Annotated in this window: 21 protein-coding genes and 1 pseudogene; 8 read left to right on the top strand and 14 right to left on the bottom strand. The window is 66.0% G+C overall.

The window, feature by feature from the left end; all coding sequences use genetic code 11:
- Window positions 1-202: 202 nt before the first annotated feature.
- Together katB and VDQ83_RS10055 are read left to right on the top strand one after the other, a co-directional pair.
- Window positions 203-1,726, top strand: a complete 1,524-nt coding sequence (katB, locus tag VDQ83_RS10060; protein ID WP_455434810.1) for a catalase KatB — start codon at window positions 203-205, stop codon at window positions 1,724-1,726.
- Window positions 1,727-1,792: 66 nt separating this feature from the next.
- Window positions 1,793-2,332, top strand: a complete 540-nt coding sequence (locus VDQ83_RS10055) for an ankyrin repeat domain-containing protein (RefSeq protein WP_455434809.1) — start codon at window positions 1,793-1,795, stop codon at window positions 2,330-2,332.
- A 39-nt stretch (window positions 2,333-2,371) separates the two neighbouring features.
- On the opposite strand, the gene VDQ83_RS10050 is transcribed toward VDQ83_RS10055, so the two are convergent.
- Both VDQ83_RS10050 and VDQ83_RS10045 read right to left on the bottom strand, forming a co-directional pair.
- Window positions 2,372-3,121 carry a CPBP family intramembrane glutamic endopeptidase gene (locus VDQ83_RS10050; RefSeq protein WP_455434808.1) on the bottom strand — a complete coding sequence of 250 codons (750 nt, stop codon included), beginning with the start codon at window positions 3,119-3,121 and terminating at the stop codon, window positions 2,372-2,374.
- Between the two features lie 222 nt (window positions 3,122-3,343).
- Window positions 3,344-4,558, bottom strand: a complete 1,215-nt coding sequence (locus VDQ83_RS10045; RefSeq protein WP_455434807.1) for an MFS transporter — start codon at window positions 4,556-4,558, stop codon at window positions 3,344-3,346.
- A gap of 102 nt (window positions 4,559-4,660) precedes the next feature.
- On the opposite strand from VDQ83_RS10045, the gene VDQ83_RS10040 reads away from it, so the two are divergent.
- Together VDQ83_RS10040 and VDQ83_RS10035 are read left to right on the top strand one after the other, a co-directional pair.
- Window positions 4,661-5,125, top strand: coding sequence for a winged helix-turn-helix transcriptional regulator (locus tag VDQ83_RS10040; protein ID WP_455434806.1), 465 nt, complete (start codon window positions 4,661-4,663; stop codon window positions 5,123-5,125).
- 251 nt (window positions 5,126-5,376) lie between these two features.
- Entirely contained in the window at window positions 5,377-6,957 is a 1,581-nt protein-coding gene (locus VDQ83_RS10035) for an SDR family NAD(P)-dependent oxidoreductase (protein ID WP_455434805.1), read from the top strand.
- A gap of 197 nt (window positions 6,958-7,154) precedes the next feature.
- On the opposite strand, the gene VDQ83_RS10030 is transcribed toward VDQ83_RS10035, so the two are convergent.
- The 11 genes from VDQ83_RS10030 to VDQ83_RS09980 all read right to left on the bottom strand — a co-directional run bounded on the left by VDQ83_RS10030 (window position 7,155) and on the right by VDQ83_RS09980 (window position 13,447).
- Window positions 7,155-7,505 carry a hypothetical protein gene (locus VDQ83_RS10030; protein WP_455434804.1) on the bottom strand — a complete coding sequence of 117 codons (351 nt, stop codon included), beginning with the start codon at window positions 7,503-7,505 and terminating at the stop codon, window positions 7,155-7,157.
- 209 nt (window positions 7,506-7,714) lie between these two features.
- The gene (locus tag VDQ83_RS10025; RefSeq protein WP_455434803.1) at window positions 7,715-8,011 is read right to left on the bottom strand and encodes a hypothetical protein; all 297 of its coding nucleotides are present in this window, start codon (window positions 8,009-8,011) and stop codon (window positions 7,715-7,717) included.
- A gap of 7 nt (window positions 8,012-8,018) precedes the next feature.
- On the bottom strand, window positions 8,019-8,483 hold the full coding sequence (locus VDQ83_RS10020) for a hypothetical protein (protein ID WP_455434802.1): 465 nt from the start codon (window positions 8,481-8,483) through the stop codon (window positions 8,019-8,021).
- Window positions 8,484-8,910: 427 nt separating this feature from the next.
- Window positions 8,911-9,378 carry a metallophosphoesterase family protein gene (locus VDQ83_RS10015; RefSeq protein ID WP_263396115.1) on the bottom strand — a complete coding sequence of 156 codons (468 nt, stop codon included), beginning with the start codon at window positions 9,376-9,378 and terminating at the stop codon, window positions 8,911-8,913.
- 161 nt (window positions 9,379-9,539) lie between these two features.
- Window positions 9,540-9,980, bottom strand: a complete 441-nt coding sequence (locus VDQ83_RS10010) for a DUF3592 domain-containing protein (RefSeq protein ID WP_455434801.1) — start codon at window positions 9,978-9,980, stop codon at window positions 9,540-9,542.
- Window positions 9,981-10,234: 254 nt separating this feature from the next.
- Complete coding sequence (locus tag VDQ83_RS10005) at window positions 10,235-10,633, bottom strand: VOC family protein (RefSeq protein ID WP_263396113.1); 399 nt, start codon at window positions 10,631-10,633, stop codon at window positions 10,235-10,237.
- Between the two features lie 100 nt (window positions 10,634-10,733).
- The gene (locus VDQ83_RS10000) at window positions 10,734-11,375 is read right to left on the bottom strand and encodes a DUF2625 domain-containing protein (protein WP_455434800.1); all 642 of its coding nucleotides are present in this window, start codon (window positions 11,373-11,375) and stop codon (window positions 10,734-10,736) included.
- A gap of 207 nt (window positions 11,376-11,582) precedes the next feature.
- Window positions 11,583-11,930 (bottom strand): nuclear transport factor 2 family protein, encoded by a 348-nt coding sequence (locus VDQ83_RS09995; protein WP_455434799.1) that lies wholly within the window; start codon window positions 11,928-11,930, stop codon window positions 11,583-11,585.
- A gap of 232 nt (window positions 11,931-12,162) precedes the next feature.
- Complete coding sequence (locus VDQ83_RS09990) at window positions 12,163-12,384, bottom strand: hypothetical protein (RefSeq protein ID WP_263396110.1); 222 nt, start codon at window positions 12,382-12,384, stop codon at window positions 12,163-12,165.
- A 424-nt stretch (window positions 12,385-12,808) separates the two neighbouring features.
- Complete coding sequence (locus tag VDQ83_RS09985) at window positions 12,809-13,165, bottom strand: hypothetical protein (protein WP_455434798.1); 357 nt, start codon at window positions 13,163-13,165, stop codon at window positions 12,809-12,811.
- 60 nt (window positions 13,166-13,225) lie between these two features.
- On the bottom strand, window positions 13,226-13,447 hold the full coding sequence (locus VDQ83_RS09980) for a hypothetical protein (RefSeq protein WP_263396108.1): 222 nt from the start codon (window positions 13,445-13,447) through the stop codon (window positions 13,226-13,228).
- Between the two features lie 908 nt (window positions 13,448-14,355).
- Here VDQ83_RS09980 and VDQ83_RS09975 point away from each other — a divergent pair.
- Window positions 14,356-15,275, top strand: a pseudogene (locus VDQ83_RS09975) (integron integrase).
- A 147-nt stretch (window positions 15,276-15,422) separates the two neighbouring features.
- On the opposite strand, the gene ilvD reads toward VDQ83_RS09975, so the two are convergent.
- Window positions 15,423-17,261, bottom strand: coding sequence for a dihydroxy-acid dehydratase (gene ilvD / locus VDQ83_RS09970; RefSeq protein WP_455434797.1), 1,839 nt, complete (start codon window positions 17,259-17,261; stop codon window positions 15,423-15,425).
- 299 nt (window positions 17,262-17,560) lie between these two features.
- On the opposite strand from ilvD, the gene VDQ83_RS09965 reads away from it, so the two are divergent.
- From VDQ83_RS09965 to VDQ83_RS09955, 3 genes are all read left to right on the top strand, one after another.
- Window positions 17,561-18,106, top strand: coding sequence for a DUF1190 domain-containing protein (locus VDQ83_RS09965; protein WP_455434796.1), 546 nt, complete (start codon window positions 17,561-17,563; stop codon window positions 18,104-18,106).
- Between the two features lie 38 nt (window positions 18,107-18,144).
- Window positions 18,145-19,326 carry a glutathionylspermidine synthase family protein gene (locus tag VDQ83_RS09960; RefSeq protein ID WP_455434795.1) on the top strand — a complete coding sequence of 394 codons (1,182 nt, stop codon included), beginning with the start codon at window positions 18,145-18,147 and terminating at the stop codon, window positions 19,324-19,326.
- Window positions 19,327-19,524: 198 nt separating this feature from the next.
- A complete protein-coding gene (locus VDQ83_RS09955) occupies window positions 19,525-19,677 on the top strand; it encodes a hypothetical protein (protein WP_455434794.1) in 153 nt (50 codons plus the stop codon).
- Window positions 19,678-19,774: the final 97 nt, after the last annotated feature.

The raw sequence follows: 19,774 nt of genomic DNA, 5'->3' as shown, positions 1-19,774 counted from the left end.
ATTTTGATGTCGATCGCCTCGCCTCGCGGCGCTCGTGCGAGGCGCACATAGCGCGAAGTGCAACGCGCAACGCCTATGTGCGAGACCGCAATCACAACAGCGTGCCGGCATCCACCCTGCCTATCGCAGCCATAGCAACTAACGAATTCTCAGCCCGCCGCGCCACCGCCATGCTTCAGCTCCCTCAACACGAGCTGACGCCATGCGCCCTGGAACACTGTTGGTGCTCGCCCTGCTGTCGCAGACCCTGATCGTTCCCGCCGGGTTCGCGCAGTCCACGCTCACGCGCGACAACGGTGCGTCGGTGGGCGACAACCAGAACTCGCAGACCGCCGGCGCCACCGGCCCGACCCTGCTGCAGGACGTGCAGCTGATCCAGAAGCTGCAGCGCTTCGACCGCGAGCGCATCCCCGAGCGCGTGGTGCATGCGCGCGGCACTGGCGTACATGGCGCGTTCACCGCCAGTGCCGACATCTCCGACCTGACCAAGGCCAAGGTGTTCAGCGCCGGCACCAAGACCCCGGTGTTCGTACGCTTCTCCTCGGTGGTGCACGGCAACCATTCGCCGGAGACGCTGCGCGATCCGCACGGCTTCGCCACCAAGTTCTACACCAGCGAAGGCAACTGGGACCTGGTCGGCAACAACTTCCCGACCTTCTTCATCCGCGATGCGATCAAGTTCCCCGACATGGTGCATGCGTTCAAGCCGGATCCGCGGACCAATCTCGACGACGACGCGCGCCGTTTCGATTTCTTCTCGCACGTGCCCGAAGCCACGCGCACGCTGACCCTGCTGTACTCCAACGAAGGCACGCCGGCCGGCTACCGCTTCATGGACGGCAACGGCGTGCACGCCTACAAACTGGTCAACGCGCAAGGCGAGGTGCACTACGTCAAGTTCCATTGGAAGTCGCTGCAAGGCCTGAAGAACCTGGACCCGAAACAGGTGGCGCAGGTGCAGGGCAAGGACTATAGCCACCTGACCAACGATCTGGTCGGCGCGATCAAGCAGGGCGACTATCCGAAGTGGGACCTGTACATCCAGGTGCTGAAGCCGGAAGACCTGGCCAAGTTCGACTTCGATCCGCTGGATGCGACCAAGATCTGGCCGGACGTGCCCGAGCGCAAGATCGGACAGATGGTGCTGAACAAGAACGTGGACAACTTCTTCCAGGAGACCGAGCAGGTGGCGATGGCACCGGCCAACCTGGTGCCGGGCATCGAACCCTCGGAAGACCGCTTGTTGCAGGGGCGCATCTTCTCCTATGCCGATACCCAGTTGTACCGGGTCGGTACCAATGGCCTGAGTCTGCCGGTGAACCGGCCACTGGTGGCTGTCAACAACGGCAATCAGGACGGCGCGATGAACTCCGGCGCCACCGCGAGCGGCGTCAACTACGAGCCCAGCCGGCTCGCCCCGCGCCCGCAGGATCCGAACGCGCGCTACAGCCAGCTGCCGCTGTCCGGCACCACGCAGCAGGCGAAGATCACCCGCGAGCAGAACTTCAAGCAGGCCGGCGAACTGTTCCGCAGCTACAGCAAGAAGGAGCAGCAGGACCTGATCCAAAGCTTCGGCGAATCGCTGGCCGGCACCGACGACGCCAGCAAGCACATCATGCTGTCGTTCCTGTACAAGGCCGATCCGTCCTACGGCAGCGGCGTCGCCCGCGTCGCCAAGGGCGACCTGGGGCGGGTCAAGCAGCTGGCCGCGCAGTTGCAGGATTGATCGTTCACTGCGCAGCGCGGCGGCGCCTCCCCACGTCGCGCTGCGCCTTCTTTCCGGAGACCGAGCATGCGTCGCTTCTTTCTTCTCGCCCTGAGCCTGGCCGCCGCCTCGGCGACCGCCGCGCCCGCTGATCCGGCCAAGATCCAGGCGCAATTGCGCGACTACTTCTTCGATGCCGCGCGCGAAGGCCGCCAGGACATGCTGGCCGAGTTCATCCAGGCGCACTACGACCTCAACACCCGCGACGACAAGGGCTATACCGCGCTGATCCTGGCTGCCTACCACGGCCAGCAGCCGGCGGTGGAGCAATTGCTGCGCGCGGGCGCCGATCCGTGCGCACAGGACAAGCGCGGCAACACCGCACTGATGGGCGCGATCTTCAAGGGCGAACTGGCGATCGCCAAGCGGCTGATGCAGGCCGATTGCGCGCCCGACCAACGCAACAACGCCGGCCAGACCGCGGCGATGTACGCGGCGTTGTTCCAGCGTACCGAAGTGCTGAAAGACCTCGCCGCCAAGGGCGCCGATCTGCAGGCCAAGGACGCGCAGGGCAACGACGTGGCCAAGCTGCAACGCGGCGAATTCGCGCAGGCGCCGCTGCGCTGAGCGTGTGGCCGCACCGATGGCGCTGCAATACGGTCTAGCTCAACCTGCTGGCCACAGCGCAGCGAAGATGCACACGTTCATCGCCAGGTTGAAGCTGGCATGCGCCGTCATCGCTGGCAACAGCGAACCGCTGCGATGGCGCAGCCGGGCGAACATCAGCGCCACGCAGAACATCAGCGCCACCCATAGCGCACCGGACATCGGCAGCAGGCGGATACCGGTGGCGGTCGCCAGCAATCCGTGATGGCAAAGGTGCACCAGGCCGAACAGCGAAGCTTCGATCCAGGTGCTGGCACGGAGCGAGAACCGCTCCTCCAGCGCGCGTTGCAGCAGGCCGCGAAAGAAGATCTCTTCGCCGATCGGGCTGAACACCAGCGCCGGCACGGTGGCCACGAGGAACAGCTGCGCCGTGGTGAGGCCCTGGTGGGGAATCGTGTCGCGATAGTTGCGCGCAATGCTGACGAACCAGTTGTCCTCGCTGCTGCCGAACGCGATCGTGCCGAGCGCGAAGCATGCCAAGGCCGCCAGCGCGCCCAGCGCGATCGACGTTGCGAACCAGACATGCCGTATCGGCCGCACCAATCCGATCTGCTGGCGTCCCAGACGGGAGAGCAGCAGCCACGGACTCGCCGCCATGCATACGAAACTGAGCGGCAGCAGCCAGCGCCAGTGCGCCGGCGCCAGCGTTGCTGCCGCACGCATCGCGGCGAAGACGAGTGCCAATGCCACGGCAATGGGCAATCCGCGCGCGCTGAAGAACTTCCACGAGAGACGCAAGGTCAGGGACATGGGCCGATGTCGGTCGCTCGATGTGGGGATACACGTACCGCAGGCTACTGTTCAGGCGCTCGGCCGCGCAAGCGTGCGACCGCTGCAGGAGGCTACAACGAACGTAGGTGCGCGCCAGTCGCGCCAGGCGTTACCGGCGGCGCCTGTGGCAAGCGCTGGTCGAGGCCAGCCGGTGCCGTTCCCGGCTACGTCGCCAACGGCGGATGCCTGCGATGAAGCTGGCTAACGCGCGGATGTCGCCGGCATCCAGCGCAGGGTGGTCGCCCAGAACAGCAGCGCCGCCGCGCTGGTCGCCGCTCCCAGTATGCACACGCCCGTCCATCCGGCATGCGCATAGGTGGCGGTGGCGGCGATTGCGCCCAGGCCGCTGCCCAGCGCGTAGAACAGCATGTAGCCGGCGACGCGCCGGCTGTGCGCCGACGCGTCGCCGCGGAAGATCAGGCTCTGGTTGATGACGTGGATCGCCTGGCCGGCCATGTCCAGCGCGACGATGCCGACAATCAGCGCCGCCAGCGAATGCATGCCCAACGCCAGCGGCAGCCACGACGCCAGCAGCAGCGCCAGCATCAGCCCGCTGCAGCGCTGCGCCCAGCCACGGTCGGCCCAGCGCCCGGCACGCGCTGCGGCGAGCGCGCCGACCGCCCCGACCAGGCCGAATGCGCCGATCGTGGCATGCGAGTATCCATACGGGGCTGCGCTCAGCGGCAGCACCAGTGCGGTCCAGAAGATCGAGAAGCTGGCGAACATCAGCAGCGCGATGCCGCCGCGGATCTGCAGCACCCGCTCGTGCGCCAGCATGCGCAGCATCGAGCGCAGCAGGGCCGCATAGCCGGGCGGCCGTTGCGGCGCGGGCAGGGCGGGCAACGCATGCCGCAACCACAACAGCAGCGCCAGGGTCAGCGCGGCGGATGCGGCATAGACGCCGCGCCAGCCGGCCAGATCGGCGATCACGCCAGCCAGCACCCGCGCCAACAGCAGCCCGATCACCACGCCGGCCTGGGCGGCGCCGACCACCCGGCCACGTTCGGCCGCCGCGGCGCTGGCCGCGGCATAGGCGATCAGGCCCTGGGTCATCGCTGTGCCCAGCAGGCCCAGGGCGAGCATTCCTGCCAGCAGTGCCGGTAGCGTCGGCGCCGCGGCCACCGCCAGCAGCGCGGCCAGCAATGCGCCGCCTTGCCACAGCATCAGCGGGCGCCGCGCATGGCGATCGCCCAGCGGCACCACCAGCAGCAGCGCCAGTGCGCAGCCGGCCTGGGTCGCGCCGATCACGCCGCCGGCAGCGCCCTGGCCGATGCCGAATTCCGCCGCCAGCGCATCGAGCAGCGGCTGCGCGAAATAGACGTTGGCCACGCTGGCGCCGCTGGCGCAGGCGAACAGCGCCACTTGCGCGCGGCTCAGCCTGGGCGGCTTGAGCTCGGGATCGGATACGGTCGGCATGGGTTGCGTTTCGCTAACTGGTTTCAATTAAAAACCAGTAACAGCGTGTCGCCTTTGGTTTTAAAATGCAACCGATAGCGCACTCGGCAAAGGGGAGACGGCATGGCCAGACGCAGCAAGGACTCCGCCCAGCCGTGCCCGGTGGCGCGTTCGGTGGATCTGATCGGCGAGCGCTGGGCGTTGCTGATCCTGCGCGATGCCTTCGACGGGATCGGCCGCTTCGGCGATTTCCAGCGCAGTCTGGGCATGGCGCGCAACATCCTGGCCGATCGCCTGCGGCTGCTGGTCGAGGCGCAGATCCTGGCGCTGCGGCCGGCCGCCGACGGCAGCGCCTACCAGGAATACGCGCTCACCGAGAAAGGCGAGCAGCTGTTCCCGCTGCTGCTGGCGTTGCGGCAATGGGGCGAGCGGCATCTGTTTGTGCCGGGCGAGGCGCATTCGCGCCTGCTCGATCGCCGTACCGGCAAGCCGGTGCCGGCGATGCTGCCGCGCGATGCCGCCGGCCGCGCGCTCAAGCCGCGGCAGACGGCGGTACGCAAGGTCGACGCACCCGCCGACGGCGCATGAGCGCGACACCGGCGCCTGGCGCGTGGAGCGTGAGGTCGAGGCGCAATCCGCGCCGACATGGCGCCGGCACCCCTGATCGGCGAAAATGCCGCCTGGCCGGCCCATCCCGGTCGGTCGCAACGCCCCTAGCGCTGCCGCTCCCGTTCGCCGCAAGCGCCGGGCGCGCCGCATCGCTGTCTCTACCGCTGTCTTTCGTCGGCGTTCTGCCGCGCCTTTCGCCACGGCTCGCCGCCGCTCATTCCGGATCCGTCTTGAACACCACCGCCTCGCCCCCCGCCACCGACGACCTGCCCCTGACCGAACGCCTGCGCGTCGCCCTGGACCTGCTCGAAGCCATCGACGCCGACCGCAGCGTGCTCGATGCGTTGCCCGAGGCCGACCGCGTGCGCCTGCACCAGGTGGTGGCGAAGGTCTATCACCCGGAACCCAAGGCGCGCCGGCAGTTGCTCAAGCAGCAGGCGCGCGAACGCCATCAGGAAAAGGTGCGCAAGGCCGAGGCGCTGCTCGAGCAGACCGGCATCCGCGCGCTGCGGCGCAAGCCGGTGTTCAGCACGCCGAACTACTTCCCGCCGCATGCCGCCGGCCTGCACGACGCCAGCAACGCCGCGGCCGAAGAACCTGCGGCACCGCATTCGCCCGAGTTGCGCCACTGCTACGTGTGCAAGCAGAAGTTCACCAAGTTGCACCATTTCTACGACCAGATGTGCCCGGCCTGCGCCGAGCTGAACTACTTCAAGCGCACCGAGACCGCCGATCTGCGCGGGCGTGTGGCGCTGCTGACCGGCGGCCGGGTCAAGATCGGCTACCAGGCCGGACTGAAGCTGTTGCGCGCCGGCGCCGAGTTGATCGTGACCACGCGCTTCCCGCGCGACTCGGCCGCGCGCTACGCACAGGAGCCGGACTTCGCCGAATGGGGCCACCGCCTGCAGGTGTTCGGCCTGGATCTGCGCCACACGCCCAGCGTCGAGGCGTTCTGCAGCCAGCTGCTGGCCACGCGCGAGCGGCTGGACTTCATCGTCAACAACGCCTGCCAGACCGTGCGCCGGCCGCCGCAGTTCTACGCGCACATGATGGCCGGCGAAACCGCCGCGCTGCACGAACTGCCCGAGCACGTGCGCCGCCTGGTCGGCCACTACGAGGGTTTGCGCAGCCCCGAGCTGTTGCCTGCGGCGTCGGCGACCACGTTGGCGGCGGGCCAGGGCCACGGCATCAGCGGCGCCGACGGTCTGGTGCGCGCCGCCGAGCTGTCGCAGATGCCGCTGCTGGCCGACGAACTGCTCGGCCAGCAGCATCTGTTTCCGGAGGGCCGGCTGGACCAGGACCTGCAGCAGGTGGATCTGCGCGGGCGCAACTCGTGGCGCCTGCTGATGGCCGAAGTGCCGTCGGTGGAGCTGCTGGAGACGCAACTGGTCAACGCCATCGCGCCATTCATCATCAACGCGCGGCTCAAGCCGCTGATGCTGCGCACGCCCGAACGCGACAAGCACATCGTCAACGTGTCGGCGATGGAAGGGCAGTTCTACCGCAACTTCAAGACCACCCGGCACCCGCACACCAACATGGCCAAGGCCGCGTTGAACATGATGACCCGGACCTCGGCCGCCGATTACCAGAACGACGGCATCCACATGAACAGCGTGGACACCGGCTGGGTCACCGATGAGGATCCGGCCGAGATCGCCGCGCGCAAGGTGCAGGAAGAGCGCTTCCATCCGCCGCTGGACATCGTCGACGGCGCCGCGCGCATCGTCGACCCGATCATCCATGGCTTCAACACCGGCGAGCACGTGTGGGGGCAGTTCCTGAAGGACTACGCGCCGACGGATTGGTGAGTGCGGGCGGCATGGCTCGTGCCAACAAGATCGCTGCGGGAAAACACATCCACCCGTGATCGCGCCATGGACGGCAGTGACGGAAAAGTGGTTGGAGTAGAAGCTGGGTGGCGTACCGGGATCATCCGGCTGCAGAGTCGCTTCCGCGGTCATGCTCGCATTGATGCCGCGTCATCGGGCGGGGACGTCCCTCTCCGCTAATGCGGGTTTCCAGCCGGTGTTCGACGCATGGTGCCACTGTAGCCCCACGCGAACTGATACCACTGATCTGTCGGTGCGACGTCGAGGTTGTTCACGGTGCGCTGCCAATAGACGAGCATTTCATCCTTCGAGGTGCGCGCCAGCGTGAATGACGAGGATTCCACCCAAACGCCATCCTCGTCCCGGCCCGAGCTGGTGCTATAGATGAGCGCGTGCGGGCCAGCGTTGCGCATGCGGAATTGCCCTGGTTTCATCTCCTGCCAGGATCCCTTGACCATGTTGTAGACACGCACATGCCAGCGGGAAACAGCGAAGCGGAAACGCATCGGAAAGCCCGCGCTGTCCACGTAGTGGGGCGCGTTGAAACCATCGAGCGAACCCTCCCACGTCCCTCGAAAGTCGAATCTTGCGTCGGTCGGGTGAGCAAGGACGGGGCGTGGCCGATGCGTGTACAACGGCGCTGTCACGGTGGCGCAGGAAGTGGCTAGAAGTGACAGCGCAAGAGCGCAGATCCAGCGCATACATGCGCTAGTGGAGAGTGGCATTGGAATCAATCCTATCGATGCGGCCACTTCGGCCTGAATGTCTTTCTGAGAAAAGAGCGGATGCCAAGCCGAGTGACCACCCAGCGCAGGCCAAGAAACCAAATGCAGGCAGGCCACACCAGCATGGCGATTTTCAAGTCCAGTACTTCGAGTGCGAATCCGGCGCCCGTACCTCGGGCATAACAATCGGCATGGAGCGAGCAACCCAGTTCATCATACAAATGACCGATCGCGTCGGAGAGCGCCAACGGAACGTAGGCCAGCGCGAGCCACCACAAGGATTGGACGATGCGCTTGAGAATGGCCATCTGCGCCTCAACTGGACTGGTCGGAGCCGGCCGTAGGGGCGCCCTGGTCGCGTTCGCGGCCCCAGAATTCCACCATGATGGTCATGGCGGTCCACACGATCAGCGTGGGTTGGACCTTGCCGGGGATGACATCGTGTCCTCGGAGCATGAGGTCGACCATCCCGGGGAGCGTCAGCACCAGCACGACCGTATAGATCGCATAGACCACCCTGTGCCGGCTGTTGGAGATGAAGAGAATGGAAATGACGATGCCGGCGAGCATGGTCAGCACCACGCCGAACTGCCAGTCGTTGAGCTTCTCGGTACCGGCGAGGACCAACCCCAGCACGGCCCCGAAGAACATGTTCATGCCGTTGAGGTTTGCCTGATATTCGTCCTTGGACATTTTTCCAAGGCCCATCTTGCCGAAGCTACCGCCGAACTTTTTCCACATAAGAAATCCCCCTTTTTCTGCGCGATGCACGCCGTCCATTCCCGCTGCATCGGGCGCCTTGGTAGTGCCTTGCGCCCCCGCGCGGCCTCTGCCCTGCTTCCCGTCCCCGCAGTGCCGGTCAACCCCAAGGCTCGCGGCCAACTCTAGCGGAGATTGGCGATGCCGGCAGCAGCGATCGCCGCCGGCGCAATTGGGGGCGGCATGGCGCCATGCATCGGCGGGCGCCAGCGCGGCCGTGGAGCGAGATGGCGCCAGACGTTCTTGGCCATCGCCAAAGCCACGATCGGCTGCCGCATCGTGCGGATCGCGTGATCGCCGGTGAGCGCCCGATCTGGGCGCCGGGTATCCGCGAAAGTGGCGACGCGTCACCAACCACTGCGGCCGTGGCTGCCGTGTCCTCTGCGCGCTGCAGCGCGGTCCATCGCTTACATGCCAGTTCCATGCTTGCATGACGCCTGCAGCCGTCTCACACCAAGTTCAACAGCTCGCCGCGGACGCCGTCGGCCTGCAGATGCAGATAGCCGACGCTGATCGGCAGACTGAAACGGCGCGGGCCAGCGCTGCCGGGATTGATGTACAGCACGCCGTCGCGGGTCCGCAGCAAGGGTTTGTGCGAATGCCCGCTGACCACCACGTCCACGCCCGCCGGTTCGCGCGCCAGCGTCTTCAGGTCGTGCAGCACGTGCAGGCGCACGCCTGCGATCTCGACGTCCAGGACGTCGGGCAGCGCCTGTGCCCATGGCGCGGTATCGATGTTGCCGCGGATTGCGTGTAGCGGCGCGATCGCGCGTAAGGCGTCGAGGATGTCCGGCTTGCCGACGTCGCCGGCGTGCACGATCGCGTCGCAGCCCTGCATCGCCGCCAGCGCCTGTGGCCGCAGCAGGCCGTGGGTGTCGGAGATCAGGCCGATCCGCAATGGCTGGGTTGGGTGCATGGGCGCTGTCCGTAACGGAGAGGTGTCATTAGCCTAACCGGGCAGTGCATAAAGGCATGTCGTCAGAAGATCGCTTTCGACAGCTGCTGCTCAAGCGTAGGCGCACGGTCGAATCGTTGCGAGCGACATTCCGATCCGCATCGGCTGGGTGGCGCGTGCGTTCAACGTCGTTGCTGCGATCCGCCCGCACCGCGGCTGCGGCGAACGACTCTTGACACGCCGGCGACGCCGAATATCAGGCCCATGCCTCCCATGACCACGGGCACGCCCCACAGCGCACCCGGATCATCGATCACGGCGCTGCCCGACGGCCACTCGGGCAGGTAACGCACCCGCACCGTCTGACCTGGCCGATGGATGGAGATGAAGCCGCCCTGGGGATAGGATATTTTTTCGCCAGCACCTGTCGTGAAGGCGATCTCAGGATGCGCGCCGCCGGCGTTCAAGCGGCTGACGACGCCATCGGCGGTCTGTGCGCGAGCGAGGAATTCGTGTCGGTCAAGCGCGAGACCGGCCGCAACACCCAGCAAGACGAGCCCGAGCAGCGCGAACAGCAGGCCCAGCAATATGTTCCCGATACGGGACGCGGCGTCGTCGGACATTGGGTTCGGTGTTCGTCCATGAAAGAAGGGCGGGCAGGATAACGAAGAAGCCTCGCTGACGCATTCCCGACGCAACCTCGAGTCGTTCCTTCGACCAGGCAGGCCGGAAGCGCTATCGCTCAGACCATCGTTGCGCAACGCTGCCGAATGGCGTTCGATTGTGGAGCGAACGAATCCAGGAAGCTGCCCGACAACCCGATCGATGCACCGATTCTCGCACTCGCTTCAAAGCGCCGCTGAGCGGTATGCCGGTGTCAGGGCGTCGAATTGAGGACGGCCTCGAGACGATGGCCGTCGGGATCGACGACGAACGCGGCGTAGTAGCTGTCCCCGTAGTCCGGACGCAGCCCGGGAGCGCCATTGTCCTGGCCGCCGTTTTGCAGCGCCGCCGCATGAAAGGCGTCGACGGCAGCATGGCTGGCGGCAGCGAAGGCGAGATGGAATCCAGGGCCGGGTGCGCACGCGTTCGCGCCCCTGAGCTTGATCGCCAACCGGTCGCCGCCGCCGGGCAGGCCGTAGCCCACCGCTTGATCGTCGTCTCCCGGGGTCAGGTCTTCCCACACGCGCACGTAGCCGAGCGGCAGAAGCGCCGCGTCGTAGAAGCGCGCCGAGCGCTCGATGTCGGAAACGCCAAGGGAAATGTGGTGGAGCATAGGGATGGATGTCTCTCGAGGGCTGGGCGATTGGGAGGGCCGGCCGGACGACCTGGCTCTGCGCCGGCCATGGCGCCGGCGAAGGCGCCTGGATTGCGGCTCATTCCGCGCAGCCGGCCAGCGTCGTATTGAAAGCGAATTGCTCCGCGACATCGATCAGTTTACGGGAGCTGGATTCGACGGACCCTTCCTCGGTCCAAAGAAACGGAAAGAAGTTGAAGCATTGGGTGCCATCGGACTGTTTCACGTCGGCTTCCCAGCCGTGCCAGCGCAAGCCTTCGTAGAACAGGTCCAGGCGGTCGCTGAGTGCCCAGCAGAGGAAATCGGTGTAGCCGATGTCCATGGCCTCCCATCGCAGCGTGTCGGGCGCAAGGTAGTACATCGCGCCCAGATCGCTTCCGAGGCTGCCGCCGTTCACCGAGAAGAAGCCGCCCACCACATCGTCCGCGACCAGCAGGTGACCCGAAGACCGGCCGGCGTTCCACTCGACGATGTCGCGCGGCAATTTCGGATGTCCCGAACCGAGGATGCGCAGCCAACCGTGATCGATCAACAGCCCGCCGGTCTCGTACGCGATGGCGCCCATGGGCGAGCGGGTGGTGACCTGGAGGCCGACCAGGACCTCGCCGCGCTGCTGCGAAGGCGGAAGGACCTCGAACGGACGGCTGGCTTCGGAAAGCCATTGCCTGACCAGTGGCATCGCCGGGTCGTCGCCGTCGAGCAGTTCTTGAAGCGTTCGCATGAATATCTGACCTATACGGAGCCGGCCCGCGACGTGGGATCGGCTTGGATGAGTGGTGGTCGCGAGGCAAGACGGCCGTGGAGCAAGACGCTGCGACCGGCGAAAGGAGCCATGCGATCGTAACGTCCCCAAGGGCGATCGAAGAGCCGCTGTCGCCCTGTCGGTCGCTCACTGCAACTCCCACCGCGTGGCGTGATCCAGGATCGATCAGGGCTCGACCACGTAGGCATTCAACTCGGCCATCAGGCCGTCCTCGAAGCGCCACACGTCGCAGTACGCATGCTCGACTTTTTGCCCGTTCGATCCCTTCAAGGTGATCACGCCGATCGCCGCAAGGAACTGACCTTCCGCGATCATCCGATGCACCCGGAACACGGGCGGTTGCTTGTAGGCCTCTGCCATCCATTGGCGCACGGCATCCTTGCCCCTGAGCGTCCGGTCGCCGATGAAGTTCCATACGGTGTCTTCCGTGCAGTGGCGCAGGAAGCCTTCGAAATCGCCGCGGGAGATGGCTTCGTTGGCCTTCTCCAGCGTCTGTTTGTGCAGGTTCGACATCGCAATTCCCTCGTCTGCAAGGTGCTCGCACAGTAGCTGTCCGGGCGTTGCGAGTTCGTCATGAAGTCTCGCCCTGTGAGGCGCGCCGATCTGGTGCGGCGCGAAGTAGTGCGAACGGTGCCGGCTTGGCGCAGTCGAATGCCAGGTCCAGGTCTTGGGCAGCCACACCTGCTCGGTAAGTTCTCGGCTGCGGGCTCGGGTCGAACGACGTGCCAGGGGCACCAAAAAGCCGCTAGTCCGGCAGGAGCGCGCCATTGCGGGCGATCTTTGCACCACAAGACGGACACGACCAGCCCCCGAGCATCGCTTCCCGGGTGCTTGAAGGCTTGCGGAAGCGAGGCAACGCCGTGTTGCATCTAGGGCAGAACTTGCGAGGTAGCAATAAGCCGAGCAGCAAGACGGCCAGCCCGCTAGCCAGGCCGGCAACAATCACTATCGCGATCAAGACTTCCATGAATCCTCCTGGCGCCAAGGCCGAATTGGCTGCACCGTGAAGCGGCGCCAGCTGGAACGAGTTGTCAGGCCTCAATCTGCAGGCCCACAGCAATGGAGGCCTCTCGAAAGAGAGGTCTCCCAAAGTACGAAGTCAGCGGTCTCAGGAGACCACAAAGGGCACAGTGGGCCCGGGTCAACGCACCAGCGGCGAAATAGAACCAGGAGTTGCCGAACGGTATCGGCACTTATCGGATGCGCCAATTCCAAGTCCAAGGTGGTGCCTTTGCCCCGAATGTCCTTGTACTCAGGGTAGCGAGCCTAGCCATCCAAAGAACTGCTCCTCGTCCTCAGGAGCGAAGAATGTTGGGCCCTCGAAGGAGATGATTGCGGTGTTCAATTCCTGATCCAAAGCGTTTTCGACTTGAATGAGTTCTTAGGCTGCGTCACCAAAATACGAACCAGCAGATAACTGCGACAACACACAAAGCAATTGCTCCCAACCAGCGTGGATGAAAGGACAAGGTCGTGGTAGTGGATGCAGGAAGGATCCCTGACTCGAGCTCCGAGGTGATACGGGAGAGCATTTCATCTTGGAACTTCCCGTACTCCGGGTCTTTGATGCGGACGTCCGCATCGTGCAGGTAGTGCATGGCCTGCGATGGGAGCGGGATGCGCAACGTTTCGGAGAATCTGCGCGCTGAGGCATCCCAGGCACGGATTTCGGAGCCGTTGGTCGGAGAGGTCCGCTGCAGCTCCCGAAGCTGCGCTGCGATTTCTCTGAGTTGCTGGAGGTCTGTCATTCGCGGTCTAGCGCCGATTGAGTGCCGAGCCGCGAAACGGCTTCGGCTTGAACGAATGGCTTAGGCCGTCGCTACGCGTCCTGGCCGCCAACCAAGGAGGCGGGCAGGCAAGAACAGGATGGCCTGTAGGAACGCGAACATGGCAGAGAACGTGATCCCCACAAGGCGGAACGGCAGGGTGAGCAACCACACGATGGGCCACAGGACCAAGGCCAGCAAGGCCAGCGGCCAGCACAGCACAAACAGAAGGCACCAGACAACGATGGCAATTAGCGCTTTCACGACGCGGCTCCTTGGCCGGTGAGCGGAATCGCAAGGATTGCAGTCCCATGGCAGTGGGGCGACTGGCGTGCGACGAACTGGCCAAAGGGGCGGGTAAAACGCCAAATACAGTGTACCGCCCACCGGGCCCTGGTGGCACGCCGCTGCGGGTCCGCTTGACCGACTGGTTAGGCGTCGACTTTAGTTGTTCAGCTGAATATCTATGGCAGTTTCTGAGTCAAGCCATTGAGTGCAGTCGTTACTGCCCCGGACTGTGACCGTCTTGCCTGATGTGATTGCCGCGAGAAGTACTGCTGTCTGGACCTTTGCCGCCGGCCAGGCGTTATTGATTACCCACCGATCAATGTATGTGTTGCAGGAAGGCTTCCCTGTCTTGGTACCTCCTTGCAAAACGAAGAACATGAGTCCGGCTGATGTGGCGCTGGATCCAAATTGGCCGTGATCGATTCTGACCGTGCCAGTCTGCTCCCCGGCATTTGCTTGGGCGGTTGCAAGGGTCAGCAGCGTAAGGGCAAGAAGTAGCGCGCGCATGGTTTCTCCCAGGTTGATAGGAAAGGGTATTGACGGGGTGGGCAAAGAGTAGCGAGTGCGAGGCCTAACTACTATTCGAAGACAAAACGTCGCGTAATCCCGGTGTGTAGTCCGGGATTTCCGATAGCGATATGGCCGAGAGGCCCCCTTGTAGCAACGATCTTCCCCGATGGTGGGGTGTATTCCTGTGCGTAACCATGCCGCATTCCAGTTGCGGAAGCCATGGTATGGGACGCTATCACTCCGACGGGGCGCTTTCAACGCGAGGCGCGGCATCGTGCCGGCGTGCGGTCGATGGGCCTGAGGGGGCGGCATTCTCGGACCCTCGGGCGCCACGCCTCCTCGACCGGCTGCGTGCGCGTATCCGGCGCCTGGGGATGGCCAAGCGCACCGAGGAGGCGTACGTCGGTTGGGTGCGCCGTTTCATTCTGGCCAACGGCAAGCGCCATCCCGATGTCTTGGGCGAGCAGGACGTGGAGCGGTTCCTGACCGCGCTGGCGGTACGCGATCGCGTGGCGCCGTCCACTCAGAACCAGGCGCTGGCGGCGTTGTTGTTCCTGTATCGCGAGGTGCTGGGGCAGGAGCTGCAGTGGATGGAGCGGATCCAGCGGGCCAAGCGTCCGCAGCGGCTGCCTACCGTGCTGACGCGGGATGAAGTGGCGGGCGTGCTGGCGCAGATGCATGAACGCCATGACCTGATGGCGTCGTTGCTGTACGGCACCGGGATGCGATTGATGGAATGCGTACGCCTGCGCATCAAGGACATGGACTTCGCCAGGGGTGAGATCGTCGTGCGCGATGGCAAGGGCGGCAAGGATCGGCGCACGACGCTGCCGCTGTCCTTGCGCGAGGCATTGCTGGCGCAGCTGGAGCGCGCGCCGGGTGCACACGCGCGATGTTGCGGCGGGCGGCGGTGAGGTGTGGCTGCCGGATGCGCTGGCACGCAAGTTCCCGAATGCGTCGCGGGAGGTCGGCTGGCAGTCTCTGTTTCCGCGCCGCGATGCAGCGTGGACCCACGCAGCGGCGCGATCCGGCGCCATCATATGGACGAGAAAGGGCTGCAGCGTGCGGTCAAGGCCGCGTGTCGCGCGGCGGGGCTGACCAAGCCCGCCAGCTGCCACACCCTGCGGCATTCGTTCGCCACGCACCTGCTGGTGGCCGGCCACAATATCCGCACCGTGCAGGAGCTGCTGAGCCACAAGGATGTGGCCACCACGCAGATCTACACGCATGTGCTTGGGCGCGGGCCTCGGCGGTGCGCAGCCCGCTGGATGGGCTGGGCGTCGGCGGTGAGTGACGCTGCCGTCAAGAAAAGCAACCCGGCTGTGGGCGTTTGTGGTCAGGCGTCGGGGCTGATGGCCCGAGGCCACCCAGAGTCCCTCCCGCAGCGCAATGCCAGGACATTATGAAGACCGCGAAAATCCACGGCCTTCATGGAAACGCCTCAACCGTCCAGCATCGCCTTGTCGCGCACCGCGCCCTTGTCCGCGCTGGTCGCCAGCAGCGCGTACGCCTTCAGTGCGGTGGTGACCTTGCGTGGGCGGACTTCGACCGGCTTCCAGCCTTGGGCGTCCTGTGCGGCGCGGCGGGCGGCCAGTTCGGCGTCGTCGACCAGCAGGTTGATGCTGCGGTTGGGGATGTCGATCAGGATCTTGTCGCCGTCGCGGACCAGGCCGATGGCGCCGCCGGCGGCGGCTTCCGGGGAGGCGTGGCCGATCGACAGGCCGGAGGTGCCGCCGGAAAAGCGGCCGTCGGTGAGCAGGGCGCATTGCTTGCCCAGGCCCTTGGATTTCAGGTACGAAGTCGGATACAGCATCTCCTGCATGCCGGGGCCGCCCTTGGGGCCTTCGTAGCGGATCACCACCACGTCGCCGGCCTTCACTTCGTTGGCGAGGATGCCCTTGACCGCCGAATCCTGGCTCTCGAACACCTTGGCGTTGCCTTCGAACACGTGGATCGATTCGTCCACGCCGGCGGTCTTGACCACGCAGCCGTCGAGGGCGATGTTGCCGTACAGCACCGCCAGTCCGCCCTCCTGCGAGTAGGCATGGGCGACGTCGCGGATACAGCCTGCTTGGCGGTCGGCGTCCAGCGTCGGCCAGCGTGTGGCCTGGCTGAAGGCGATCTGGGTGGGGATGCCGGCCGGGCCGGCCTTGTAGAAGGTGTGCACGTCGTCGTCGTCGGTCTGGGTGATGTCCCATTGCGCGATGGCATCGCCGAGGGTGCGGCTGTGCACGGTGGCCTGGTCGGTGTGCAGCAGGCCGCCGCGGGCCAGTTCGCCGAGGATGGAGAGGATGCCGCCGGCGCGGTGCACGTCTTCGATGTGGTACTTCTGGATGTTCGGCGCGACCTTGCACAGCTGCGGCACGTGCCGCGACAGGCGGTCGATGTCGCGCAGGGTGAACGGCACTTCGCCTTCCTGCGCGGCGGCGAGCAGGTGCAGGATGGTGTTGGTGGAGCCGCCCATCGCGATGTCCAGGGTCATCGCGTTCTCGAACGCGGCGAAGGTGGCGATGCCGCGCGGCAGCGCGGTCGGGTCTTCGGCGCCGTACCAGCGGTGGCACAGTTCGACCGCGGTGCGCCCGGCCTTCAGGAACAACTGCTCGCGGTCGGCATGGGTGGCGACCACGGTGCCGTTGCCGGGCAGGGCCAGGCCCAGCGCTTCGGTCAGGCAGTTCATCGAGTTGGCGGTGAACATGCCCGAGCACGAGCCGCAGGTGGGGCAGGCGCTGCGTTCGAACGCGGCGACCTTTTCGTCGGAGGCATTAGGGTCGGCGGCGATCACCATCGCGTCGATCAGGTCCAGGTTGTGGTCGGCGAGCTTGGTCTTGCCGGCCTCCATCGGCCCGCCGGACACGAACACGGTGGGGATGTTGAGGCGCAGCGCGGCCATCAGCATCCCCGGGGTGATCTTGTCGCAGTTGGAGATGCACACCAGCGCGTCGGCGCAGTGCGCGTTGACCATGTACTCCACCGAGTCGGCGATGATCTCGCGGCTGGGCAGCGAGTACAGCATGCCGTCGTGGCCCATGGCGATGCCGTCGTCCACGGCGATGGTGTCGAATTCCTTGGCCACGCCGCCGACGCGTTCGATCTCGCGCGCGACCAGCTGGCCGAGATCCTTCAGGTGCACGTGGCCGGGCACGAACTGGGTGAAGGAGTTGGCGATGGCGATGATCGGCTTGTGGAAGTCGGCGTCCTGCATGCCGGTGGCGCGCCACAGCGCGCGCGCGCCGGCCATGTTGCGGCCGTGGGTGGAGGTCTTGGAGCGATAGTCGGGCATGGGGGTGTCGTGCGGTCGGAAGGCGGGCGGAATGCTGGCGGAAGTGGTCGGCCCGGCGGGGCGAAAGGGTTGCATTCGCAACCTTTTGCGCCGGGCGCAAGGCCATTGGCCACGTTATCACGCGGCCTGCACGGCTGCCTTGCCGGCGCTGAACCGGCATGGTGCTACATCGTGTGGAAGACGCCACGGCACCTGGCCGACGGTGAGGCGATACGGATGAATGGGCATGCGCGGTGCCGGCGATTTCCGTCTCCGGCCGGAACCAGGCATCATCGCATTCTGAGGTCCGGGAGGAGACGATGAAACGATCCAAGAAGGCCGCGCTGTTGCTGATGGGCACCGCGCCGCTGCTGTTCACCGCCTGCGAGCGCGAGGCCAAGACCCAGGAGGGGCTGTATACCTCGGTGGAAGCCTGCGCGGCGCAGACCCACGACATCACCACCTGCCGCGAGGCGTTCAAGCAGGCGCAGCAGCAGTCGGCCGAGCAGGGACCCAAGTACGCCAGCCGCGAGCAGTGCGCGCAGGAGTATTCCGCCGAGCGTTGCGTGGAACAGCGCGACCACCAGGGTCATTCGTTCATCGGCCCGCTGATGACTGGCTTCTTCCTGTCGCAGATGCTCAACGGCAACCGCATGGCCGGCTTCAACGCCGCGCCCGCGTACCAGGACCGGCAGAGCCAGTGGCAGCGCCCGGCCGCCGGCGCCGGTGCTGGCGCCGGTGCGGCGACCAGCCTGCGCGGCAACCAGACCATGACCCATATCGGCGCCACGCCGAACCGTGCGGTCACCGTCAGCCGCGGCGGCTTCGGCAGCTCCAGCGGCGCGCGCGGCAGTTTCGGCGGCTGATCGCCGCGTCCTCACGTCGCACCAGCCAAGGCAAGCACATGCAACGCATCGCGATCGTCGAACGCGGCGACTGGCGCGCGCAGGCCGCCGAGTGCGGCTTCCGCTTCCACACCATCGGCGGCGAACGCTATTGGGACGAACGCGCCTATTACGCGTTCACCCTGCGCCAGATCGAGCGCGATCTGGAGGATCCCAGCGCCGAGCTGCACCAGATGGCGATGGGGCTGGTGGACGAGATCGTCGCCAGCGAGGCGCTGATGCAGCGGCTGGCGATTCCGCCGGCGTTCCGCGACTGGATCGCCGAGAGCTGGCGGCGCCGCGATCCGCACCTGTACGGGCGCCTGGACCTGGCTTACGACGGCACCGGCCCGGCCAAGCTGTACGAACTGAACTACGACACGCCGACCTCGCTGTTCGAATCGGCGTTCTTCCAGTGGCAGTGGCTGGAAGACCAGCGGGTGCAGGGCCGCCTGGCGCGCGACGCCGACCAGTTCAACTCGATCCACGAGGCCCTGGTGGCGCGTTTCGCCGAGCTGGCGGCGCAGTTGCCGCCGCCGCTGTATTTCGCCGCGGTACGCGACTCGGAAGAAGACCAGGGCACGGTCGCCTACCTGCGCGACTGCGCGGCGCAGGCCGCGCTGTTCGGCGAGGCGATCGCGATCGAGGACATCGGCCTGTCCGAGGACGGTCGCTATACCGACCTGGACGACGCGGTGATCGGCGCGCTGTTCAAGCTGTATCCGCTGGAGGACCTGTTCGCCGAGCGCTTCGGCCAGGCCTTGCCGGGCTCGGGCCTGCGCCTGCTGGAGCCGCCGTGGAAGGCGCTGCTCAGCAACAAGGGCATCCTGCCGCTGCTGTGGGAGCGCCATCATGGCCATCCCAACCTGCTGCCGGCCGCGTTCGACGACGGTGCCGCCTTGCCGCCGGGCTGGGTGCGCAAGCCGCTGCATTCGCGCGAGGGCGCCAACATCGCCCTGCACTTGGCCGACGGCCGGATGCTGCAGAGCGACGGCCCTTACCAAGGGCCGTGCATCCGCCAGCAGGCGCATCCGTTGCCGGCGTTCGACGGCCGCTATCCGATGGTCGGCAGCTGGATCGTCGGCGACACCGCGTGCGGCATCGGCATCCGCGAGGACGATGGCCCGATCACCCGCGACAGCGCGCGCTTCGTGCCGCATGCGATCGTCGAGGAAGGACGGCCGGGCGTGTTGTACGCCTGAGCCTGGGACGTCGCCGCACAGGTGCGTCCGGCAACCCGCACGGCCATCGCCATCGGCGAACGACGCGACCACGCTGATGGCGATCATGGGCCGAGCGCCCGCTGCGCAGCAGCCGGACACGCTGGTTTACTCTAGCGATCCAATCCACGCAGGTGCCACGCCATGGATCGCAATTCAATCGCGCAACGGTTGCAGGAGTTGAAGGACGAGCGCCGCGCGGGTGGCGTGCAGCTGCAGCAGCTGGATGCCCGCAAGATCAATCTGCAGCAGACGCTGACGCGGATCGATGGCGCGATCCAGATGTTGGAGGAGCTTTTGCGCGAGCAGGAGGAGCCGCCGGCTTCGGCGTAGCGGCCTTCGCCGCAGTCGTGTTGCGAGGGGTGCCGATCTCTCCCGGCGAGGCGTGCGGCGCTGTGCGCATGCGTGCGTGCGACGATCGCGTGTTCCG

Source organism: Xanthomonas sp. WHRI 7945 (genome assembly GCF_035026585.1).
This window is presented reverse-complemented; position numbering and strand designations above follow the sequence as displayed.